General features: G+C 71.5%; 14 protein-coding genes. 6 read left to right on the top strand and 8 right to left on the bottom strand.

The window, feature by feature from the left end; translation table 11 throughout:
• The first annotated feature begins 123 nt into the window (after positions 1-123).
• Genes ABZ860_RS38175 through ABZ860_RS38185 form a run of 3 tightly spaced genes read left to right on the top strand, consistent with a single transcriptional unit; the run spans position 124 to position 2,778 of the window.
• Positions 124-1,464 carry an MBL fold metallo-hydrolase gene (locus ABZ860_RS38175; protein WP_357230128.1) on the top strand — a complete coding sequence of 447 codons (1,341 nt, stop codon included), beginning with the start codon at positions 124-126 and terminating at the stop codon, positions 1,462-1,464.
• Between the two features lie 27 nt (positions 1,465-1,491).
• Positions 1,492-2,079, top strand: a complete 588-nt coding sequence (locus ABZ860_RS38180; RefSeq protein WP_357230130.1) for a rhodanese-like domain-containing protein — start codon at positions 1,492-1,494, stop codon at positions 2,077-2,079.
• An 18-nt stretch (positions 2,080-2,097) separates the two neighbouring features.
• Complete coding sequence (locus tag ABZ860_RS38185; protein ID WP_357230132.1) at positions 2,098-2,778, top strand: sulfite exporter TauE/SafE family protein; 681 nt, start codon at positions 2,098-2,100, stop codon at positions 2,776-2,778.
• Between the two features lie 31 nt (positions 2,779-2,809).
• Here ABZ860_RS38185 and ABZ860_RS38190 read toward each other — a convergent pair whose 3' ends face one another.
• The 4 genes from ABZ860_RS38190 to dnaG form a co-directional block, all read right to left on the bottom strand.
• On the bottom strand, positions 2,810-3,313 hold the full coding sequence (locus ABZ860_RS38190) for a hypothetical protein (protein ID WP_357230134.1): 504 nt from the start codon (positions 3,311-3,313) through the stop codon (positions 2,810-2,812).
• A gap of 99 nt (positions 3,314-3,412) precedes the next feature.
• Entirely contained in the window at positions 3,413-4,141 is a 729-nt protein-coding gene (locus ABZ860_RS38195; protein ID WP_357230136.1) for a glyoxalase, read from the bottom strand.
• Positions 4,142-4,341: 200 nt separating this feature from the next.
• Positions 4,342-5,481, bottom strand: coding sequence for an RNA polymerase sigma factor RpoD (gene rpoD, locus ABZ860_RS38200; protein WP_079312297.1), 1,140 nt, complete (start codon positions 5,479-5,481; stop codon positions 4,342-4,344).
• 146 nt (positions 5,482-5,627) lie between these two features.
• On the bottom strand, positions 5,628-7,562 hold the full coding sequence (gene dnaG, locus ABZ860_RS38205) for a DNA primase (protein WP_357230138.1): 1,935 nt from the start codon (positions 7,560-7,562) through the stop codon (positions 5,628-5,630).
• 147 nt (positions 7,563-7,709) lie between these two features.
• On the opposite strand from dnaG, the gene ABZ860_RS38210 reads away from it, so the two are divergent.
• Complete coding sequence (locus ABZ860_RS38210) at positions 7,710-8,561, top strand: M23 family metallopeptidase (protein WP_357230140.1); 852 nt, start codon at positions 7,710-7,712, stop codon at positions 8,559-8,561.
• A 24-nt stretch (positions 8,562-8,585) separates the two neighbouring features.
• Here ABZ860_RS38210 and ABZ860_RS38215 read toward each other — a convergent pair whose 3' ends face one another.
• Positions 8,586-9,347 carry an SDR family oxidoreductase gene (locus tag ABZ860_RS38215; protein WP_357230142.1) on the bottom strand — a complete coding sequence of 254 codons (762 nt, stop codon included), beginning with the start codon at positions 9,345-9,347 and terminating at the stop codon, positions 8,586-8,588.
• A 70-nt stretch (positions 9,348-9,417) separates the two neighbouring features.
• Here ABZ860_RS38215 and ABZ860_RS38220 point away from each other — a divergent pair, with 70 nt between their 5' ends.
• A complete protein-coding gene (locus ABZ860_RS38220) occupies positions 9,418-10,305 on the top strand; it encodes a LysR family transcriptional regulator (RefSeq protein WP_357230144.1) in 888 nt (295 codons plus the stop codon).
• 16 nt (positions 10,306-10,321) lie between these two features.
• On the opposite strand, the gene ABZ860_RS38225 is transcribed toward ABZ860_RS38220, so the two are convergent.
• From ABZ860_RS38225 to ppdK, 3 genes are all read right to left on the bottom strand, one after another.
• Positions 10,322-11,626 (bottom strand): deoxyguanosinetriphosphate triphosphohydrolase, encoded by a 1,305-nt coding sequence (locus ABZ860_RS38225; protein WP_357230146.1) that lies wholly within the window; start codon positions 11,624-11,626, stop codon positions 10,322-10,324.
• A gap of 189 nt (positions 11,627-11,815) precedes the next feature.
• The gene (locus ABZ860_RS38230) at positions 11,816-15,937 is read right to left on the bottom strand and encodes an AAA family ATPase (RefSeq protein WP_357230148.1); all 4,122 of its coding nucleotides are present in this window, start codon (positions 15,935-15,937) and stop codon (positions 11,816-11,818) included.
• 205 nt (positions 15,938-16,142) lie between these two features.
• Complete coding sequence (gene ppdK, locus ABZ860_RS38235; protein WP_357230150.1) at positions 16,143-18,791, bottom strand: pyruvate, phosphate dikinase; 2,649 nt, start codon at positions 18,789-18,791, stop codon at positions 16,143-16,145.
• Between the two features lie 401 nt (positions 18,792-19,192).
• Here ppdK and ABZ860_RS38240 point away from each other — a divergent pair, with 401 nt between their 5' ends.
• Complete coding sequence (locus ABZ860_RS38240; protein WP_357230152.1) at positions 19,193-20,725, top strand: alpha/beta hydrolase; 1,533 nt, start codon at positions 19,193-19,195, stop codon at positions 20,723-20,725.
• Positions 20,726-20,786 lie beyond the last annotated feature (61 nt).

The raw sequence follows: 20,786 nt of genomic DNA on the forward strand, positions 1-20,786 counted from the left end.
CTCTCAGATACCCCCGGGGGTATAAGAGCGGCAGGCGGCGGGACGGCGACATCCGGTCGACCATTGGTTTTCTTCGCCCATCGCATACCCCCGGGGGTATGCGACGAAAGAGAGGTGTTCCTTGTGGAGATCGTGTCCTTCCGCACTCCGGGTCTCGGCGACCAGACCTACCTGCTGACTCACGAGGGCAAGGGGGTGCTCGTCGATCCCCAGCGCGACATCGGCAGATTCTTGCGGGCCGCGGCCGAGCGTGACGTGGAGCTGCGTTTCGTCCTGGAGACCCACCTGCACAACGACTACGTGTCGGGCGGCGAGCAGGCGGCTCTGCGCACCGGCGCCGAGCTGGTCCTGCCCGCCGCCGCCGCGCCCGCCTACCCCCACACCCCGGCCTTCCACCTGGAGGACATCGAGGGCGGGGACGGCCTGTCCCTGCGACCGATCCACACCCCCGGGCACACCCCGGAGCACACCAGCTACCTGGTGCTCATCGAGGGTGAGCCGGTCGCGGTGTTCTCCGGCGGCAGCCTCCTGGTGGCCTCGGCGGGCCGGCCCGACCTGCTCGGCATGGCCCGGGCCAGGACCCTGGCCCGGCTGCAGCACGGCTCGCTGCGCCGGCTGGCGGCGCTGCCACCCGAGGTCGGGCTGTTCCCGACGCACGGCGAGGGGTCGTTCTGCACCGCGAGCGGGGCGCGCCGCCACACCTCGACGATCGGCGAGGAGATCGGGTCCAACCCCCTGCTCACCATCGCGGACGCCGAACAACTGGCCGACGAACTGCTCGCCGCGCCCATGCCGATCCCGGCCTTCTACCAGCGCATGGGTCCCGCCAACACGCTCGGCGTGCCGCCGATGCCCTCGACCGCGGCGCCCGAACTGGCCGTCGCGGACCTGCCGCAGGACGCGCACGTGGTCGACATCCGCCCACGCGAGAGGCAGGCGGACGGCTTCCTGCCCGGCTCGATCGGGATCGAGCTGGGCGATGACTTCGGCAGCTGGGCCGGATGGCTGCTGCCGTACCGGTCTCCGATCATGCTCGTGGCCGAGCCCGGCCAGGACGCGGCCGAGGCGGTGACCCAGCTGGCGCGGATCGGGATCGACACCGTGCACGGCGTCGTGCGCGACCTCGGCCGGGCCGCGACCGCGACGTTCGAACGGCTGGACCTGGCGACCTTCACCGCGCGGGCCGCCCGGCCCGGCGCCCAGGTGCTGGACGTCCGCATGCCGAACGAGCGCGCGGCCGCACGCCTGGAAGGAGCCGTCGAACGATTCCTTCCCGATCTGGTCGCCGAGGGCGTCCCCGCCGAGCTCGACCGCGACCATCCGGTGCTCGTGGCCTGCGGATCGGGCCGGCGCGCGGCCATCGCCGCCACCCTGCTCATCCGCGAGGGATACACCCCGGTCGTGCTCGACGGCGCGGGCGTGCCCCACGTGGTCGCCGGACTACGGGCCCGCCACGCGGCCTGACCACCCCACCTACGGAACGAGGAAACAGTGGACACCGGATCCCCCGACATCGACATCGCGACGGCCCGCGCGCTGATCGCTGCCAACCCCGACGTACTGGTCGTGGACGTGCGAACCCCCGCCGAGTTCGAGACCGCGCACATCAGCGGCGCGGTCAACCTGCCGCTCGACCAGGTCGACGTCCACCTGCGGCGGATCGTCGCCGACGCCGGCGGCACGCTGCTGCTCGTCTGCCAGTCCGGCGGCCGGGCCGCCCAGGCCCGCAGGAAGCTCTACGACGCGGGACTGCCCGGCACGGTCGTGCTCACCGGCGGGATGAACGCGTGGATCGCCTCCGGCGCCCCGGTGGTGCGCGGCAGGCAGCGGTGGAGTCTGGAACGGCAGGTCCGCCTGGTCGCGGGCGGCATCGTGCTGGCGTCCATCGTGGCCGATCTGTGGCTGCCGGGGACGCGCTTCGCAGGCGCCTTCGTCGGCGCAGGCCTGGTCGTGGCCGGGCTGACCGACACCTGCGCCATGGGCATGCTGCTCGCCCGCCTGCCGTACAACCGCGGCGGCGGCTCCGACGTGGACACCGCCCTCGCCTGTATCCGCCGTCCCGGGCGCAGCGCGGCCTGACGGACGCGAGACGACGACATGACCGCTCTCACTCTCGCCGGCGCCGTCGTCGTCGGCCTGACCCTCGGCCTGTTCGGCGGCGGAGGATCGATCCTGACCGTCCCTCTGCTCGTCTACGTCGCTGGTATCCCGGCCACGTCCGCGATCGCCATGTCTCTGTTCGTCGTCGGCGTGACCAGCGTGGTCAGCGCCGCCGGCCACGCCCGCGCCGGCCGCATCCGCTGGAGGACCGGACTGGTCACCGGGCTGGTCGGGGCCGGCGGCGGGTTCCTGGTCGTCCCCGCGCTGGTACTGCTCGGCGGCATGCCGATGAGCACGGCCGTCGCCACCTCCCTGGTGGTGATCGCGATGAAGTCGTTCGCCGGGCTGGCCGGTTACCTGCAGACCGTTCCGGTCGACTGGTCGATCGCTCTGCCCGTCACCGCGGCGGCGGTCGTCGGAGGTCTCCTCGGCGGATGGCTCGCCGGGCGGGTCCACGCCGACCGCCTGCGCACGGGATTCGGCTGGTTCGTGCTCGTCATGGGCGGGTTCGTGCTGATCCAGCAGGCGCCGCCCACGCTGTTCCACACCGCGTGGGGCGTCGCCGTGTCGCTGGCCTGCGCCGCGGCCGCCTCGGCGGGGATCGCGTATCTGCTCCTGTGCCGGGGGCGTCACGGGGACGGCGGCGCCCTGCGCGCCGGGGAACTCCACCGCACGTGACGCCCCTGCTTCCGGCCCGGGCCCGCCGGCCTCAGACGCCGAGGCTGCGGCGTACTTCTTCGAGCGCCTGCTCGGCGTGGGCGCGCAGGCCCGGGTCGTCGGCGTCGAGCCCGGGGTCGAAGATGAACTCCCAGCGGGGGGTGTCGTAGCCGGGGATCCGGCGGGCGACCAGGCGCACTCCCCCGCGGCCGTTGATGGTCACATGACGGCTGGCGACGATCGTCGAGGTGACCCGCTCGCGGATCGTCTCCGGCAGCCTGCCCGGCTCGGGCAGGAGGGCCCGGTGGACGGCCCCGTCCGTCATCGTGACCGTCACACCCTCCTCGTCCCACACGGCCTTGTCCATCAGGTGCCACGGCAGGCGCGGCCCGTCGGGCAGGTGCAGCGCCCGGGTGGTGGCGACGATGTGGCCGCCCTCCGGCGTCGGCGCGTGGCTGATCGGGCGCTCGCCGCTCTCCAGGGCGAGAGCCGTACGGACCTCACGGGGCAGCCGGGAGCCGAACAGGCGGGACAGTGAGGGCTTCTGAGACGTCAAGGGAGCACCGCCAGCGTTCTACGACCGTTAACACCCTCGAGGCTATCCGGCGGCGCGGGTCTCGACTTTGCTCCCCCCGGAAGGAGCCGCTTGCTCATGTCAGCCGAGCCACTCCCGCAGTCCGGCGAGATGCCCGAGTTCCGACTCGACGCGCTGCCGGTCGTCGGCCGTGAGCTCCAGACCTCGCAGCTCGGCGAGCCAGGAATCGGCGGGCTCACGGAGGACCGTGGCCAGGTCGACGAGGTGACACAGGGCGATGGCCCGCTCGGCCGGCGAGGCGTCCGCGCCGTGCCTGCGCAGCGCGGACTTGAGCGCCCGGAAGGCCTGCAGGTCATCGTTTTTGAACTCGCGCAGGATCCGAGCGTTGTCCAGCGCCCTGGCAAGGCCCGTCAGCTTTTTCGAGCCGCCATATTCCAGCTCGGCCGGCTCGTCGCGCTGGATGAATATGATCGAGTTCCCGGACGGATCGATCAGCGTGAACCGGGACGCGCCGGGCCGGTAGCGGGTGATCCGCGGAAGGCCGGAGCTCAGCACCTTCCCGTAGACCCGGCGCATCGCCGTGACGAACGCCGCGTGGTAGGGCGCCACGGCGTCGACCATGACCAGGCAGCCTCCGGACTCCTCCCGGGCCGGATCCAGGCCCTTGGGCGCCGGGCCGAAGTGCAGCTGGAACCCGCTCCACTGCAGGGCCAGATAGACATAGGGCCTGCTTTGTTTGTAGGTCGCCTCGAATCCCAGCGCCTCATAGAACGCCAGGGTCTCCTCCACCGACGCGCACGGCATCAACGGCACCGTCGTCTCGTTCGGCCGAATCGCGAACTCGCTCACGTCATCCACCTTCCAGGTCGCCCCGGCGATGGTGACACCCCACCGGACGACCCGCATATGGATCGTTCCAGAGCCCCCTCGCGCCTCCGGACGCCGACGTTTGTCGGGCAGCGGCGGGAACGCGACGAGCGCCTCCCGGAGGGCGGGAGGCGCTCGTCCGCGGTCGAGGTGTCAGTCCGGCGGTCCCGGGGCGGTCGCCGTCAGTCCAGGTAGTCCCTGAGCATCTGGGCCCGGGTGGGGTGGCGCAGCTTGGCCAGCGTCTTGGACTCGATCTGGCGGATGCGCTCACGCGTCACGCCGAACTCCCGGCCGACCTCCTCCAGGGTGCGGGGGTGACCGTCGGAGAGGCCGAACCGCAGCTGGATGATCCGCTGCTCGCGCTCCGACAGCGTGGCCAGGATGTCGTCGAGCTGGTCCTGCAGCATGATGAAGGCCGCGGCCTCCATCGGCACCACGGCGTCGGCGTCCTCGATGAAGTCGCCGAGGTCGGAGTCCTCCTCGCCGATGGGCGCCTGGAGCGAGACCGGCTCCTGCGCGATGCGCTGGATCTCCACCACGCGGTCGATCGGCAGGTCCATCTCGGCGGCGATCTCCTCGGGGGCGGGCTCCCGGCCGAGATCCTGGTGGAGCTGCCGCTGCACACGGACCAATTTGTTGATCGTTTCGACCATGTGCACGGGAATCCGGATCGTTCTCGCCTGGTCGGCGATCGCCCGGGTGATCGCCTGGCGAATCCACCAGGTCGCATAGGTGGAGAACTTGTATCCCTTGGTGTAGTCGAATTTCTCGACCGCGCGGATGAGCCCGAGATTGCCCTCCTGAATGAGATCCAGGAACAGCATTCCGCGCCCCACATAGCGCTTGGCGATGGAGACCACGAGCCTGAGGTTGGCCTCGATGAGCCGCTGCTTGGCGCGGACGCCCTCCCAGACCAGGTCTTCCAGCTCCGGCCGGGCGAACCTGGCGGCGGGGCTCTCGCAGAGCTTGTCCTCCGCGAACAGGCCGGCCTCGATGGCCTTGGCCAGTTCCACCTCCTCCTCGGCGGTGAGCAGCGGAACCCTGCCGATCTCCCTGAGGTAGATCCTGACCAGGTCGCTGGTCGGAGCGCGTTTGCCGATATCCTCCTCGTCCGGCTTGCTGGGCTCCTCGTCGCCTTGCGGCTCGAGGACCTCAACCCCGTTCTCGGCGAGCATCCGCACGACGCGCTCCAGCGCGTCGGCGGGCAACTCGGATCGGTCGAGCGCGGCGGCCACGTCGTCAACCGTGACGCTCCCGCGTTCCCTTCCCTTCGCGACGAGGTCCGCCACCTGATCTACCGATGGCGGCCTGCTTGGCAGCACCGATGCACCCACGCAACACAGTGTGCAGGAAAGGCACCTCTAAATGGCAGGCCTATTTTTGTCACCCAAGGTAAGGCGGAAGTCAATACCGAATCGAGATCAAAACATGTGTTTGGCGACTGTGAGATCTGGAAAGGGACGTTTATTCAGGCCCCGCTGGCGCGTTCTCGCAACACCCGTCGCTGCTGTTCCAGCGCCACGAGTTCGCCGAACAGCCGGTTGTACTCCTGCTGCTCCTCGACCGGGTTGAGCCGCTGCAGCCGCGACTTCACCTGGGCGACGGCCCGGCCGACCGCGACCTCCTGGATCTTGGCCAGGACGGCCGCGCCGTACCGCTCCTCGACGTTGACGTCGGCGCGCACGGCCTCGACCGCGAACCGGGTGACGAGCGACCTCAGGTCGACGCCGGTCCCGCCGGGCGTCCCGGCGTCGGCCTGCTCCAGCAGCCGGTCGACCCACTCGCGCCCGCCGGGCCCTCCGGCGGCGGTCCCGCCCGCAGCCACGACGACCTCGTAGAGCGCGACGTGCTCGGGCAGGGTGAACGTCGCCGCGCCGAGCGCGTCGAACTCGGGCCCGAGCAGCGCGGGCCGCTGGACGGCGAGCTTGAGCGCCTCCGCCTCCAGGCGGACGGCGGGGTCCAGGGGCTCCTGGCGCGTGGGTGCGGACCCCGCGGGAGCGGGAGTGCGCGCCGCCTGCTGCTGCCTGCCCTGCTGCCTGCCGGGGCCGCGCCCGCCCTCCTGCGTCCGCCCCACGACCTGCTGTACGCGCTGGATGACGAAGCCCTCGTCCATGAAGCCGATCCAGCGGTCGAGGTCCACCACGTAGGTCTTGCGCAGCCCCGGGTCCTTGATCGAGGCCACGACGGGCGCGGCGGCGTCGAGCGCGGCCAGGCGTCCCTCGTTGGTGTTGAGGTCGTAGCGGGACAGGATGCTGCGGATCGCGAAGGCGAACAGCGGCTCGCGGCTGGCGATCAGGTCGCGCACGGCGGCGTCGCCCTGCTTGACCCGCAGGTCGCAGGGGTCGAGGCCGTCGGGCTGCACGGCGACGAAGGTCTGCGTGACGAACTTCTGCTCGTCCTGGAACGCGCGCAGGGCGGCCTTCTGCCCCGCCGAGTCGCCGTCGAAGGTGAAGATCACCTCACCCCGGAACTCGGCCTGGTCGAGCAGCAGCCGGCGCAGCACCTTGATGTGCTCCTCCCCGAAGGAGGTGCCGCAGGTGGCCACCGCGGTCGGCACGCCGGCCAGGTGGCAGGCCATGACGTCGGTGTAGCCCTCCACGATGACGGCCTGGGACCGCTTGGCGATCTCCCGCTTGGCGAGGTCCACGCCGTACAGCACCGAGCTCTTGTGGTAGATCGGGCTCTCAGGGGTGTTCAGGTATTTGGGGCCGTCGTCGGAGTCGAGCAGCTTGCGCGCGCCGAAGCCGATGACGTCGCCGGTGATGTCGCGGATCGGCCAGATCAGCCGGCCGCGGAACCGGTCGACGGGACCGCGCCTGCCCTCGCGGGCCAGGCCGCCCTTGATCAGCTCCTGGGAGGTGAACCCGCGGGCCATCAGATGCCGCGACAGCGCCTCCCACTCGTTGGGGGCGTAGCCGACACCGAAGTGCTCGGCGTCGGCCCGCTCGAAGCCGCGCTCGGACAGGAAGCGCCGCCCCGGGGCCGCCTCCGGGCCGGACAGCCGCTCGGCGTAGAACTCGGCGGCGGCGCGGTGCGCCTCGATCAGCCGCAGCCGCTCACCCTGCTCGCGGCCGGGCACGTAGCCGCCCTGCTCGTAGCGGAGCTGGATGCCGGCGCGCTGGGCGAGCCGCTCGACGGCCTCGGTGAACGTCAGGTTCTCGATCTTGCGGACGAAGGTGATGACGTCGCCGCCCTCGGCGCAGCCGAAGCAGTAGTAGTAGCCCCGGGCCGGGGTGACGTTGAACGAGGGCGACTTCTCGTCGTGGAACGGGCACAGCCCCTTCAGGTTGCCCCCGCCCGCGTTGCGGAGCTGGATGTGCTCGCCGACGACGTCGGCGATCGGCGAGCGCTCCCGCACGAGCGCGATGTCCTCGTCACTGATCCGACCGCTTCGCCCTGCCACGCTGGCGAGTCTAGAGCCTGCCCCCGACAGCCCGGACGCCCCGTCGCGGATGGTCGAGGACATGTCACGACTTTCCGGAACCGGTCGTGATGTGCGGCTTGGTCCGTTAGAAAGGAAAGGTTCGGTAACGTCGACCAGGTGGAGATCATGCGATCGGGGAGACTGGCCGCCCTCACTGGCGCCGCGTTCTTCGCGGCGTCCTGCGGCGCGCCCGCCGGGGTCGCGGGAGTGAGCACGCTGCCGCCCACGCCGCCGCCGGGAGCCGGCGTCACGGCCGCCATGGACGACACCCAGCCGGGCCACGTCGTGCCACCGCCCGGGGAAGAGCCGGTGCGGGTCCCGCCGCCGAAGATGTCCCCCTACACCTACGCCTTCCCCATCAAGGGCTGCAAGGTGTCGTACTCCCGCAAGCTGCTCGTGCTTCCCAAGACCATCGTCTGGGCGGCCAAGGGGTGCGCTTTCGTGTCGCCGGTCGACGGGGTGGTCCAGGAGGTCAACCTCAAGAACCTCTGGGCGCCCTCGACCGACCGCGGCGCCGACCGGGAGGGCCGGTTCGTCACGATCAAGGGCGAGGACGGCGTGCTGTACCTCGGCGGCCACCTCGACTCCGTGGAGCAGGACATCACGCCGGGCACCAAGGTCAAGGCCGGGCAGCTGCTCGGCCGGGTGGGCAACACGGGCAACGCGCGCGACACCGCGAGCAACCTCTACTTCGCCATCTCGTGGCCCGCCGCGCCGCAGTACTGGTGGGTGCGGCGCGGCGTGGTGCCGCCGTGGCCCTACCTGGACGCCTGGGACGACGGCAACCGCACCGTCTCGCCGCGCAAGGCCATGCTCACGCTGCGCAAGAAGCTGGGCGCGACCCCGCCCTGCACGCAACTGTGCGCGTCCAACACGTCCAGGCAGCCCACGCCCACACCGGACGAGACCAAGCCGCCCACGAGGAAGAAGAGGAACAACGGGGGCGGCGACGACGACGTCGTGGTCATCCCGCTGTAGGCGGGCCGGACACCAGGGCACGGCTTACCAGGGCACGGATCCGTCCTCGTCGAAGAACCCGCCGGTCGGTCCGTCCGCACCGAGCGTCGCGAACCTCACCGCGACCGCCGCGCCCTGCGCCGCCGTACGCGGCAGGGACCTGCCGAGGTCCCTGGCGAAGTCGGTGTCGCACGGCCCGGGGGCGATGGCGTTGACCAGGATGCCGAGCGGGCGCAACTGCTTGGCGTACTGCACGGTGAGCATGTTGAGCGCGGCCTTCGACGGCGGATAGGCCGCGAACCCCGGCCTGCCGGTGAAGTAGTGGCCGGGGTCGGTCATGTGCGTCATCGACCCCGTGCCGCTCGACACGTTGACGATGCGGCCCGCCGCCGACCGCTGCAGCAGCGGCAGCATCGCGTCGGTCACCCGGATGACGCCGAAGAGGTTGGTCTCGAACACCTCGCGCACGACGCCGAGGTCGGCCGAGCCGGGCGTCTGCCGCGTCCCGCCCGAGATGCCGGCGTTGTTGACGAGCACGTCGAGGCGGCCGAACCGCTCCCCCACGTGCGCCGCCGCCGCCCGCACGCTCTCCTCGCCGGTGACGTCGATCGTCACCGGACGGACCTCCAGGCCCTCCGCCCGCAGCTTCGCGGTCGCCTCGTCCCCGCGTCCCGGGTCGCGCGCCCCGAGCAGCACGGTCATGCCGAGCTCGCCGAGCTGCCTGGCGATCTCATAGCCGATTCCCTTGTTCGCGCCCGTGACGAGGGCGACGGTGCCAGTGCTGTCACTGCTGTCAGTGCTGTCCATGGGTCAAGCCCATCACCGCGTCCCCCGCGGCGCCCAACACCGTCTCGGTCACGGGCGATACCCTCGCGGTATGACCGCCGGTGACGACACCGTGGAGACGCGGGAGCTGACCTATTTCGTGGCGGTGGCCGAGGAGCTGCACTTCGGGCGGGCGGCCCGGCGGCTCGGGATCGCGCAGCCGCCGCTGTCGCGGGCGATCCAGCAGCTCGAACGCCGCCTCGGGGTGCGGCTGCTGGAGCGCGACCACCGCACGGTGACGCTGACGGAAGCCGGTGAGACGCTGCTGCGGGAGGGCCACGCCGCGCTCGCCGCGGTGTCGGCGGCCGTGCGCAGGACCCGGCGGGCCGGCCGCGGCGAGCCCTCGCTCGTGCTCGCCGCCAAACCGGGCGGAGACGCGGACCTGCTGCCCGAGATCCTCGCGGAGTACGCGGCCACGCCGGGCGCGCTGCCCGTCGACATCGTCTTCAGCGCACGGGAGCGGGGCGCGATGGTGCGGGACGGCCGGGCCGACGCCGCCCTGCTGCACGCCCCGCGCGAGGACCTGACCGGCCTGGCGGTCGAGGAGCTCCTGGTGGAAAGCCAGGTGGCGGTGCTGCCGCGGGGGCACAGGCTCGCCGGGCGCGCGGAGCTGACGATGGCGGACCTCGACGGCGAGCCGCTGCCGCGGTGGCCGGCGGCCGTCCCCGAGGGCTTCGCCGGGATCGCCGAGAGCGGCCAGCTCATGCATCTCGTCGCGCTCGGCCGGGCCGTGGCGGTCGTCCCCGCGTCGATCCGGGCGAACCTGCGTCACGACGTCGTCGGCGTGCCCGTGGCCGACGCGCCGCCGACGACGCTGGTCCTGGCCTGGCCGCAGGACGCGCGGTCGCGGACGCTCGCCGCCTTCGTGCGGGCGGCGGCGGAGGTGGCGCGGCGGGTCTCGGCCGACTCCGGGTCGGCCCGGCGGGTCAGCCGGCCCTGAGGCGACGCGCGGCGGTTCAGCCGGCCCTGAGACGGTGCGTGGCCGCCGACAGGCGGCGGTGCCAGCCCATGGCGGAGGCGTCGGTCAGCGAGGCGATCTGGTCGACCACGGCACGCAGCCGTTCCGCATCGTCGGCGGCCTGCTCGAACTGCGGCCGCAGGGCGGGCTCCAGCGTCGCCGGGGCGCCGCGCAGGATGAGGTCGCCCAGCTCGGCGATGATCTCGCGCTGCCGCGCCTGGACGGCGTGGTGGGCCTCCCTGGACATCACGTAGCGGGCCGTCACCCCCTTGAGCAGCGCGCACTCCAGGCGGGTCGTCCTCGGCACCACCAGGTCGGCGGCGTACCGGGTGTGGCCGCCCCTGTCTCCCGGGGTGGGGCGGCAGCCGTACGCCTCGCGCGTGGCGTCCTGGGCGGATCGGCACAGCCGGCCGATGAGCGCGCTGGTGAGCCGCTTGAGCGCGGCGAGGTCGGCGAGCCCGGCGTCGAAGGCGGCCGGCCACAGCGGTTCGGCGAGCAGCCGGGCGAAGGTCTCCGACAGCTCCTCCATGCCGGCGTCGGGTGCGTACCACTCCCTCGTCAGGCGGCACACCTCCAGCCGCTCCTCCGGGTCGCGCAGGGCCGCCATCGTGACGTGGCCGCAGGTCAGCGCGTCCTCCAGGTCGTGCACCGAGTAGGCCACGTCGTCGGCCCAGTCCATGATCTGCGCCTCGAAGCCGACCGCGTAGTCGGGCGCCCCCTCCCGCACCCAGCGGAAGACCGCCAGGTCGTCGGGGTAGACGCAGTACGGCCGGCCCTCGGCGGCGAGCGGCACGCCGGGGATCCGGCAGGAGGACCCGGCCCAGGGATACTTGCAGACCGAGTCGAGCGCGGCCCGGGTGAGGTTGAGCCCGGCGCTGCGGCCGTCCTCGGTGATGACCTTGGCCTCCAGCCGGGTCAGCAGGCGCAGGTTCTGCGCGTTGCCCTGGAACCCGCCGCACGGCGCGGCCAGTTCGTCGAGGGCGGCCTCCCCGTTGTGGCCGAACGGGGGATGGCCGAGGTCGTGGGCGAGACAGGCGGTCTCCACCAGGTCGGGGTCGCAGCCGAGGACCTTGCCCATCTCCCGGCCGATCTGCGCGCACTCCAGCGAGTGGGTCAGCCGCGTACGGGGGCTGTGCAGGCCGGTGCAGTCGGCGGGGGCGACCACCTGCGTCTTGGCGGCGAGCCTGCGCAGCGAGGCGCTGTGGAGCACGCGTGCCCGGTCCCGCTCGAACGCGCTCCGCTCGGGGTTGCCCGGCGGCTCCGGCACCCACCGTGCCTGGTCGTGCTCGTCGTAGCGGGCCATCCATCCTCCTTCCCTGAGGCAGACCCCGTGGCGGCGGGGAATGGAGCGTACCCGCGAAGGTCCGGGTTCACGACAGATCCGGTAGTCGGATGGAAGATTGCCCTCGTGCACGGTCGAGGACCTCGGAGGGATCACGGCGAAGATTGCCGATGGAATGTGAGCGTCCGTCTCGCGGGGACGGCAGAGTCGTCATAACAAGGTGCGCCCGGGTACCGGCACAAACGCGGCCCTGCGCTCCTCGTCCGTGAGTGGCCGGAGGTTGCGTTGTCTAGCGGCTTCGGCCAGGGCGGGCCAGGGCACGGGGTCCGGGAGCAGGGTGAGCGTGTCCCCCGTCCACACCGTCAGGCCGCCGCCCGGCGTCCACAGCATGTGACGCACCTTGCCGGGGAAGTCGACGTCGAGCAGGAGCTCGCCGGTGGCCGACCACACGCGCACGATCGAGCCGGTGGCACCGTGGGGGGCGACGGTGGCCAGCCGGCTGTCCGGCGACCACACCAGGTGCGAAACGCGCCGGTCGCCGTGGTCAAGTGATGCGATCCGCCGCCCGTCGCGGATCAGCAAGATCGGGAGCGGAGTCTCGTCCCCTTCACGCGCGGCGAGCGTGCCGTCCGGCGCCCAGCGCACCATGGTGACCCCGGCTTCGGTGTCGACGTGCTCCGGCTGCCCACCGTCCGCGGGCCAGATCGACACCCGGCCGTTGTCGTCGGCGGTCACTTCACCCGTGGCGAGCCGGTTGTCGGCGGACCAGTCCGCGTCGTTCACGCCGTCGCGCAGCACCAGCGGCTCACCGGCCCGGTCCGGCCACAGCCGCGCGGTGCGCCGCCAGCCGGCGATGGTGAGCAGGGAAGCGCTGGGCGACCATGACACCGCGGACGTGTCCGCCTCGCGGAGGGTGAACAGCGCTTCGCCGTCAGCGGCCCGCAACACGGACAGTTCAGGCGGGCTGACACCGAGATCGCGGACGGCCAGCCGGTCACCGTCGGGGCACCAGGAGAGCCAGCCGAGGCCGTCGCCGCACCGCAGGGTCCGCGGACGTTCGTCGTCGATGCCCCACACGTCGACTTTCGTGATCCGCGACGGGTTATGTCCCTCGAGCCGCGCCCAGTCGCCGATCTCGGTCAGCTGTTCCACGATCTCAGCCCGCTCTTCGCTGTTCATACGTCCTACCTCGACGGTCCCGCTCACGGCGAGCTCTCCGCGAGGGGACCAGGCGAGCCAGCGCACGTCGTCGTACGGCAGCGTGCGCAGGAGGCGGCCGCGCCGGGAGAAGAGACGGACGCCTGCCGGCGGCGCATCCTCGCCGATCGGGTGGCCGGTCGCCACGGCGAGGACGCCGTCCGGGGACCAGGCGAGCCTGCCCCGATCGTTGTGCCGTGCCTCGATCCCGAGGTCGAGATCGATGTCGCGACGCAGCGCGTCGCCCGTGGACCAGATCCGGATGCCGGGGACGCGGGTGACGGCCAGTTCGGCGGCCGGCGACCACGCGACGGAGAGCGCGGGGAGGGTGTCGTGGAAGGTGTGCAGCTTGCGCCCGTCCTCCGTCCAGAGGCAGGTGGTGAACCGGTCCGCGTCGCCGGGCCGGTGAGCGCCGGTGGCGGTGGCGAGGCAGCCGTCGAGCGACCAGGCCAGTGAGGTGACCGCTTTCTCGTGGATCAGCGGGCGATGCGGCCGTCCGTCGCGCGACCACAGGTACACATGGGTGTCCTCATCGGCGATCGCCGCGAGCGCGCCGTCGCGAGACCACACCACCCGGGCGATGTCGAAGTAGGCGAGACGCTCCTCGGCGGATGGGTGGACGTCCAGCGGTCGCAGACCGTCCTGAGCGGTCCAGACGTCCACGGTCGCGTGCGGCGGGTCGCCGGGCGACACCTTCCGGCGGCCGCCGACGGCGAGCCGCCCGTCGTCACTGAAGGAGAGCGCTCGGGCAGGCTCGTTCCCGCACGGGAACGAATACCGCGGCTCCCCGTCCGCGGACCACATCCGTACGTACGCCTGATCCTGCAGCAGTTCGTGCCCGACGGCCGCGGCGATGAGGCATTCGGGAGACCAGGCGATGGCCGTGATGGGCGGATCGGGCTCGATGGTGCACACCGGCAGCGGATCCTGGCGGGCACCAAGGTCACGCGGCCACAGTCGCAGCACACTGCCCCGGCTCAGGTCGGACCAGGGCCCGCTGACGGTGGCCAGATGTCCGCCGGGTGACCAGGCCAGGAAGGAGATCCAATCGCCGTGTTCGAGCACATGGCGGGGTTCGATCCTGGCGAAGCCGGCGCCGCCCACAGGGGGATCCCATACGTACACGGTGGGTGAGTGACCATCGGGCCGGTTCGCTTCGGTGGCGGTGGCAAGGCGGCCGTCGGGGGCCCAGGCCATCCGGATCACCCGTGCGGGATGCGGCAGGAACGCGGAGAGACTGCCGTCGGAGTTCCAGACGCAGACGCCCCGGGAGTTCCGGTAGGTATCGGCCACGGCGAGCCGGCCGTCCGGGGAGAACGCCGGCGGGCAGTCATCACCCATGTTCGGGATGACGGCGCGCAGGCCGCTGCCGAGCGCCTCATACAGGGCCCGCCGGGCCGGCGGGCTTGGGGTCAGCTCGCTGACGGCGGCCTCGGCCAGCTGGATCGCGGCCTCGGGGTCGTGGGGCAACCGGGCGAGGGCGGCGCGGGCGGCGACGTCCGCGGAACCGGCCAGATGGTCCTGGTAACCGGCTCCCGAAGCTTCCAGGAATTCGGCCACCAGGTCCGGAACCATCGCCCCCCGCTGCTCGGCGGGCACCTCGGCGAGCCAGCCCCGTGCCTCCTCCAGCTGCCGCCCGCGCAGCAGGTAGTCCGCGCCGCGGTCCGCGTCCGCCCACGCGTGGGCGAGCCGTTCGAGATGACCACGCCGGCGAAGCAGATCCTTGTACTTCTTGACGCGTTCCCGCAACGACTCCCAGTTGCGCAGCAGGGCCTCGTGGGCGAGAGTGACAACCGGCGGCTCGTCCCGGCCCCCTCGGCTGGTGAGCAGACGGCACTTGATGAAACGGTCGGCCACGGCCGACTGCTCCGCGGTGAGATCCGCCCGCGGCACCGGCCGCCGGCCGACACTCTCCTCGTCCACGGTGACGAACATCAGCAAGGTGCTGAGGACGAACTCGCGGCGGGCATCCCTCTCGCCCTCGTCGCGCGCCCCGTCGACCAGCGACTCCAGGGCCTTGTGGGCCTCCTCCTCGATGACCTCCGCGAGCGGACCGACCGCGGCGTAGTCACCGTGCGTGATGTGGGTGCGTTTCTCCTCCCGGATCCGGGCGTAGAGCCCCTGCAACAGCAGGCTGAGCATCGGCAGCACATCACTGCTTCCGCAGGCGTCGAGTATCTCCTCCACAAGACCGCTGTCGAACGTCACACCGGTTTTCCCCGCCGGGCCTTCGATCACCTGCCGTAGCTCGGCACCGCCCATGTCGTTGAGCAGGTACACGTTGCCCACCAGCTCCGTGCCCACACCGGTCTGGAAGTGGCCGAGATGATCCGACCGGAGAGTACTGATCACGAGCAGCCGCCGGCTGTGGCGCAGGGCGGCCCGCAGCAAACCCAAGAACGGGTCCCGCTGTTCGGCCGGGGCCTGCGACGCGGCCTCTTCCAATTGGTCCACCACGAGCACCGGCCGGCGGCCTATCTCCTCGAGCAGCGCCACCAGGCCCGCCGGCTTCCCCGTCCCGTCGCCGAGCGCCTCGAGATCCGCGCGAAGCACGCGGAGCACCTCCTCGGCGTCGTACGCCGCAGTGGTCGCCGCGAGCGCGCCGGCCAGCGACCGCAACGGGTCGGTTCCCGGAGTGAAGGGTCCGACCACGCTCATCCCCATCTTCTGCCGCAGCACCGGCAGGAGGCCGGCCTGGACGAGCGAGGATTTGCCGCTCCCCGACCGGCCGATGACGCAGATCGACCGGTCCACCGCTGGGCCCGACCGGGCGTTGTCCACCTGCCGCAGAAGTTCGCGCACGTCGGCACCGCGCCCGAAGAACGTGGCGGCGAACTGCTCGGTGAACGGCTCCAGGGCGGGGTAGGGGTCGTCGCCGGTCCACGTCACCGGTTGTGGCCGCAGACGCCACTGCCGCCAGCCCACGTACGCCCCGAGCGCGGCGAACGTGCCCACGTTCGCCGCCATCGGATGCTCGGCGATCGGCTGAAGCGCGGCGGGCCACGACTCGGGATGGGCGGTCAGCAGGTTGACGTCGACACCGACGACGGCGCCGATCGCGATGATCAGCACGTCCTGGTAGCCGAGCTGCGGCCATCGGGATCCACGCCTCGGCGTGATCGGCCGCCGCTTCACCGCGTGCTGCGGGGGAGAATGAGCCGAGCCACCGGCCAATCAACCTCAACCGGGTCCACGCACCCGTTTCTACCGCAACCACTCCCCTGCGTCACGCCTTGCTATCGTTCCGGCGAACACCGGGCCGTGTCGCGCGGCCCGGTGAATCGCCCCCACTCCGATCTGGTCATTTCACAACCAGTCCGGATGTTCTTGGAATTTCAACTCATCGGGTGTCGGACTGCGCACAGGTCAGCGCGGCCCGGCCCGCCTCCAGCCGGGCCACCGGAATGCGGAACGGCGAGCAGGACACGTAGTCGAGGCCGATCTCGTGGCAGAAGTGCACCGAGTCGGGGTCGCCGCCGTGCTCGCCGCAGATGCCGAGCTTGAGGTCCGGCCGGGTCCGCCTGCCCTCCTCGGCCGCGATCCGCATCAGCCGGCCGACGCCCTCCCTGTCGACGGACTCGAACGGCGAGACCCCGAAGACGCCCAGGTCGAGGTAGTCGCCGAAGAAGGCGCTCTCCACGTCGTCGCGGGAGAAGCCCCACGTCATCTGGGTGAGGTCGTTGGTGCCGAACGAGAAGAACTCGGCGGCCTCGGCGATCTGCCCGGCCGTCAGCGCCGCCCTCGGCACCTCGATCATCGTGCCGATGGCCGCCCGCACGCCCGCCTCGGCGAGGATCCGCTCCGCCTCCTCCCTGACGATCTCCAGCTCCTGCACCGCGCCGACCAGCGGGATCATGATCTCCGCCCGGGCGCCCTCGACCCGCCGGGCCGCCGTGACGATGGCCCGCACCTGCATGGCGAACAGGCCGGGGATCGTCAGGCCGAGCCGTACGCCGCGCAGGCCGAGCATCGGGTTCTGCTCGTGCAGCCGCTTGACCGCCTCGAGGAGCCTGCGGTCCCGGTCGTCGGCCCCGTCTCCCGCCCGTTCTTCCGCGAGGGCCACCTTCACGGTCAGGTCGGTGAGGTCGGGCAGGAACTCGTGCAGCGGCGGGTCGATCAGCCGGATCGTCACCGGCAGCCCGCGCATGGCCGCGAAGATGCCGGTGAAGTCGCCGGTCTGCAGCGGCTCGAGCGCGTCGAGCGCGGCCTGCCGCTCCTCGGGCGTCGTGGCCAGGATCAGGTCCTCCACCAGCCGGCGCCGCTCCCCCAGGAACATGTGCTCCGTACGGCACAGCCCGATGCCCTGGGCGCCGTAGCGGCGGGCGCGGGCGGCATCGTCGGGGGTGTCGGCGTTGGCCCGCACGGCGAGCCGGCGCACGGAGTCGGCGTGGGTCATGATCCGGTCGACGGCCCGCACCAGCTCGTCTCCGGCGGGCTCGCCCTCGAAATACTTGGCGACCGGCGAGGCGGTGACCGGAACCTCTCCGAGGTAGACGGCCCCGGTGCCGCCGTCGATCGAGATCACGTCGCCCTCGTCGACGACGACCCCGCCGGGCGCGGTGAAGCGGCGGGCGTGGGGGTCGACCTCCAGTTCCTCGGCCCCGCACACGCAGGTCTTGCCCATGCCGCGCGCCACCACGGCGGCGTGGGAGGTCTTGCCGCCCCTGGAGGTGAGCACGCCGTGGGCCGCGATCATCCCGGCGAGGTCGTCGGGGTTGGTCTCCCGCCGCACGAGGATGACCGCCTCGCCCTGCCCGGCCAGTTCGACGGCCCGCTCGGAGCTGAAGACGGCCCTGCCCGCGGCGGCGCCGGGCGAGGCGTTCATGCCGGTGGTCAGCCTGCGGTTGCCGGCCGTCGCGGCGAAGCGGGGGAACATGAGCTGGGCGAGCTGGTCGCCGGTGACCCGGGTGACCGCCTCGTCCAGGTCGATCAGGCCCTCGTCCACGAGCTGGGTGGCGATGCAGAAGGCGGCGGCGGCCGTGCGCTTGCCGACCCGGGTCTGCAGCATCCACAGCGTGCCGCGCTCGATCGTGAACTCGATGTCGCACAGGTCGCGGTAGTGCCGCTCCAGCGTCGCCATGATGTCGAGGAGCTCGCGGTAGGCCTCCGGGTTGATGGTCTCCAGCTCCTGCAGGGGGACGGTGTTGCGGATGCCGGCGACGACGTCCTCGCCCTGGGCGTTGCGCAGGTAGTCGCCGTAGACGCCCTGGCGTCCGGAGCCGGGGTCGCGGGTGAAGGCGACCCCGGTGCCGGAGTCCGGGCCCATGTTGCCGAACACCATGGCGACGACGTTGACGGCGGTGCCGAGGTCGGCGGGGATGCGCTCCTGGCGGCGGTAGAGGATCGCGCGCGGGGCGTTCCAGGAATCGAAGACCGCCCTGACGGCGAGGTCCATCTGCTCGCGGGGGTCGGCGGGGAAGTCGCGGCCCGTGCGCTCCCGGACGATGCCCTTGAAGGTCTCGACCAGCCGCTGGAGGTCGGCGGCGTCGAGGTCGGTGTCGTCCCGCTCGCCCTTGAGCTCGTCCATCGCGTCCTCGAACAGCTCGCCGTCGATGCCCAGGACGGTCTTGCCGAACATCTGGATGAGGCGGCGGTAGGAGTCCCACGCGAAGCGGTCGTTGCCCGACTGCTTGGCCAGCCCGAGGACGGAGTCGTCGTTGAGGCCGATGTTGAGGACCGTCTCCATCATGCCGGGCATCGAGAACTTGGCTCCCGACCTCACGCTGACCAGCAGCGGGTCGTCCGCCTGACCGAGACGCTTGCCCATCCGCGCTTCGAGGGCGGCGAGGTGCTCGCCGATCTCCCCCTCCAGCCCGTCGGGCATGCCGCCGTGCCCCAGGTAGTGGCGGCACGCCTCGGTGGTGATCGTGAAGCCGGGAGGCACGGGGAGGCCGATGTTGGTCATTTCCGCCAGATTGGCGCCCTTGCCACCGAGTAGGTCTTTGAGGTCCTTGTTGCCCTCGGTGAAGTCGTAAACATACTTGGGCATGCGACGCTCCTTCGCCGGCTTCAATAAAACCGCGGACGCGGTCCGCAACCGGACTGTACCTAGGAAAAGCAGCACCAAACCTCACCCTTCGCCACATATGACGTCTAAGCAGGTAGAAGGCATCGCAGAGGTCTAATCCAATCAAAGAACGACCATTTTTCCGGTGATCGTAGAGTGGTATAAACCAATTTCGCGCCAAGGACGGCGTGAAGGTCCCGCAACGTGGGAGGGGAAATGGTTTAGACCATTGTCCGGTAAGGCGGAGTTCCGGTGAGTCGGCGATGCGGCCGAGGCGGCATGCGATATAAACGAGACACCCTCCGAATACAGTCGAACACGGAGGGTTGTCAGTGTCGCGAGCGTTGTCGCGAGGGGTTCCGGAGCGAGGGGTATCGGCGCGAGTGGCGACGGCGCGGGACATTACGGCACGGGAGATCGCGGCGCGGGGGATCGCGGCGCGAAGGGTCTGGCCGGTGATGGCGGCGGCGCTCGCCGGGCTCGGCGCGATGACGGCGACCGCCGGATGCGGGGGCGCCCGGGTCACCCCGGAGGAGTACGCGTCGAGCACGCCCTCCCTGCCTTGGAAGGCGTGCGAGGAGACGGCCTCCTCCTCCGGCTTCGAGTGCGCCACGCTCCAGGTGCCCCTCGACTACGCCAAGCCGGAGGGCAAGAAGATCGGCATCGCCCTGGTCCGGCTGCGGGCCACCGACCAGAACCGGCGAATCGGCTCCCTGGTCTTCAACTTCGGCGGTCCCGGCGGCTCCGGCGTCACGACGCTCATCAACGCGGCCCACGCGTTCTCCACCCTGAACAGCCGCTACGACCTCGTCGGCTTCGACCCGCGCGGCGTGGAACGCAGCAGCGGCATCCGCTGTCTCAGCGGCCCCCAGATGGACCAGTACATGAGCAGGGAGCCCAGCGAGAGCGTCGCGACCGAGACCAAGCTCGTCGCCGGTTTCGCCCAGGCGTGCGAGCGCAACGCGGGCTGGATCCTGCCGTACGTCGGCACGGTGAACGCGGCCCGCGACATGGAGTCGCTGCGCGCCGCCCTGGGCGAGCAGCGCCTGAACTACCTCGGCTTCTCCTACGGCACCCATCTCGGGGCGGTGTACGCCACCCAGAACCCGAAGAAGGTCGGCCGGATGGTGCTCGACTCGGCCGTCGACCCCTCCGTCAGCATGCTCGACATGGCCAAGACCCAGGCCCTCGGCTTCCAGAAGGCGTACGAGGACTACCTGGCCGACTGCACGAGGACGCGCACGAGCTGCCCGATCGGCGCGGACCGGGCGGCCGCGAACGCCACCGTACTGAAGCTCCTGCGCGACCTGCGCCGCACGCCGGGGAAGGTGGGGTCGCGCACGGTCACCGAGGACCTCGCCAGGGCGGGCATCACCCAGGCTCTGTACAGCAAGCTCAGCTGGCCGCTGCTCACCGAGGCGCTGGACGAGGGCAGGAAGGGCAAGCTCGACGGCCTGCTCGCCCTGGCCGACCAGTACGCCGGCCGGCAGCCGGACGGCTCCTACTCGACGCTGCAGTTCTCGCTGCCGGCGGTGCTGTGCGCCGACACCACCGACCGGCCCTCGGTCGCCCAGGGCGAGGACCTGGCCCGGCGGCTGGAGAAGCTGACGCCGGTATTCGCGGAGACCGCGATCAGCGCGGGATCGTGCAGCGTGTGGCCGGTCCCCGGCGAGGACACCAACAAGCGGATCGACGCCACCGGCTCCAATCCCATCCTCGTGGTCGGCGTCACGAACGACCCGGCCACGCCCTACCAGTGGGCGCCGCGGCTCGCCGCCCAATTGCGCACCGCCGTGCTGCTGACGCTGAACGGCGAGGGCCACGGCGCGTACGGCCAGCACCAGTGCATCGACGACAAGGTCAACGCCTACCTGCTGGAGGGGACCGTCCCGGCCAAGGGGACGCACTGCGGCTGAGCGCGCTCCCCCGCCCGTTCACACCGCCGCGCGCTCAGCCGCCGGGGCTCAGGCGCCGCTC

The sequence above is a fragment of the Microbispora sp. NPDC046973 genome (assembly GCF_040644495.1).
Classification (GTDB): domain Bacteria; phylum Actinomycetota; class Actinomycetes; order Streptosporangiales; family Streptosporangiaceae; genus Microbispora.

What these genes read in the sequence shown, in the direction of transcription:
- ppdK (WP_357230150.1), bottom strand. Translation starts at nt 18,791, where the DNA reads ATGCCCAAGTATGTTTACGACTTCACCGAGGGCAACAAGGACCTCAAA.
- ABZ860_RS38225 (WP_357230146.1), bottom strand. Translation starts at nt 11,626, where the DNA reads ATGGCCCGCTACGACGAGCACGACCAGGCACGGTGGGTGCCGGAGCCG.
- ABZ860_RS38185 (WP_357230132.1), top strand. Translation starts at nt 2,098, where the DNA reads ATGACCGCTCTCACTCTCGCCGGCGCCGTCGTCGTCGGCCTGACCCTC.
- ABZ860_RS38220 (WP_357230144.1), top strand. Translation starts at nt 9,418, where the DNA reads ATGACCGCCGGTGACGACACCGTGGAGACGCGGGAGCTGACCTATTTC.
- ABZ860_RS38210 (WP_357230140.1), top strand. Translation starts at nt 7,710, where the DNA reads ATGCGATCGGGGAGACTGGCCGCCCTCACTGGCGCCGCGTTCTTCGCG.
- ABZ860_RS38215 (WP_357230142.1), bottom strand. Translation starts at nt 9,347, where the DNA reads ATGGACAGCACTGACAGCAGTGACAGCACTGGCACCGTCGCCCTCGTC.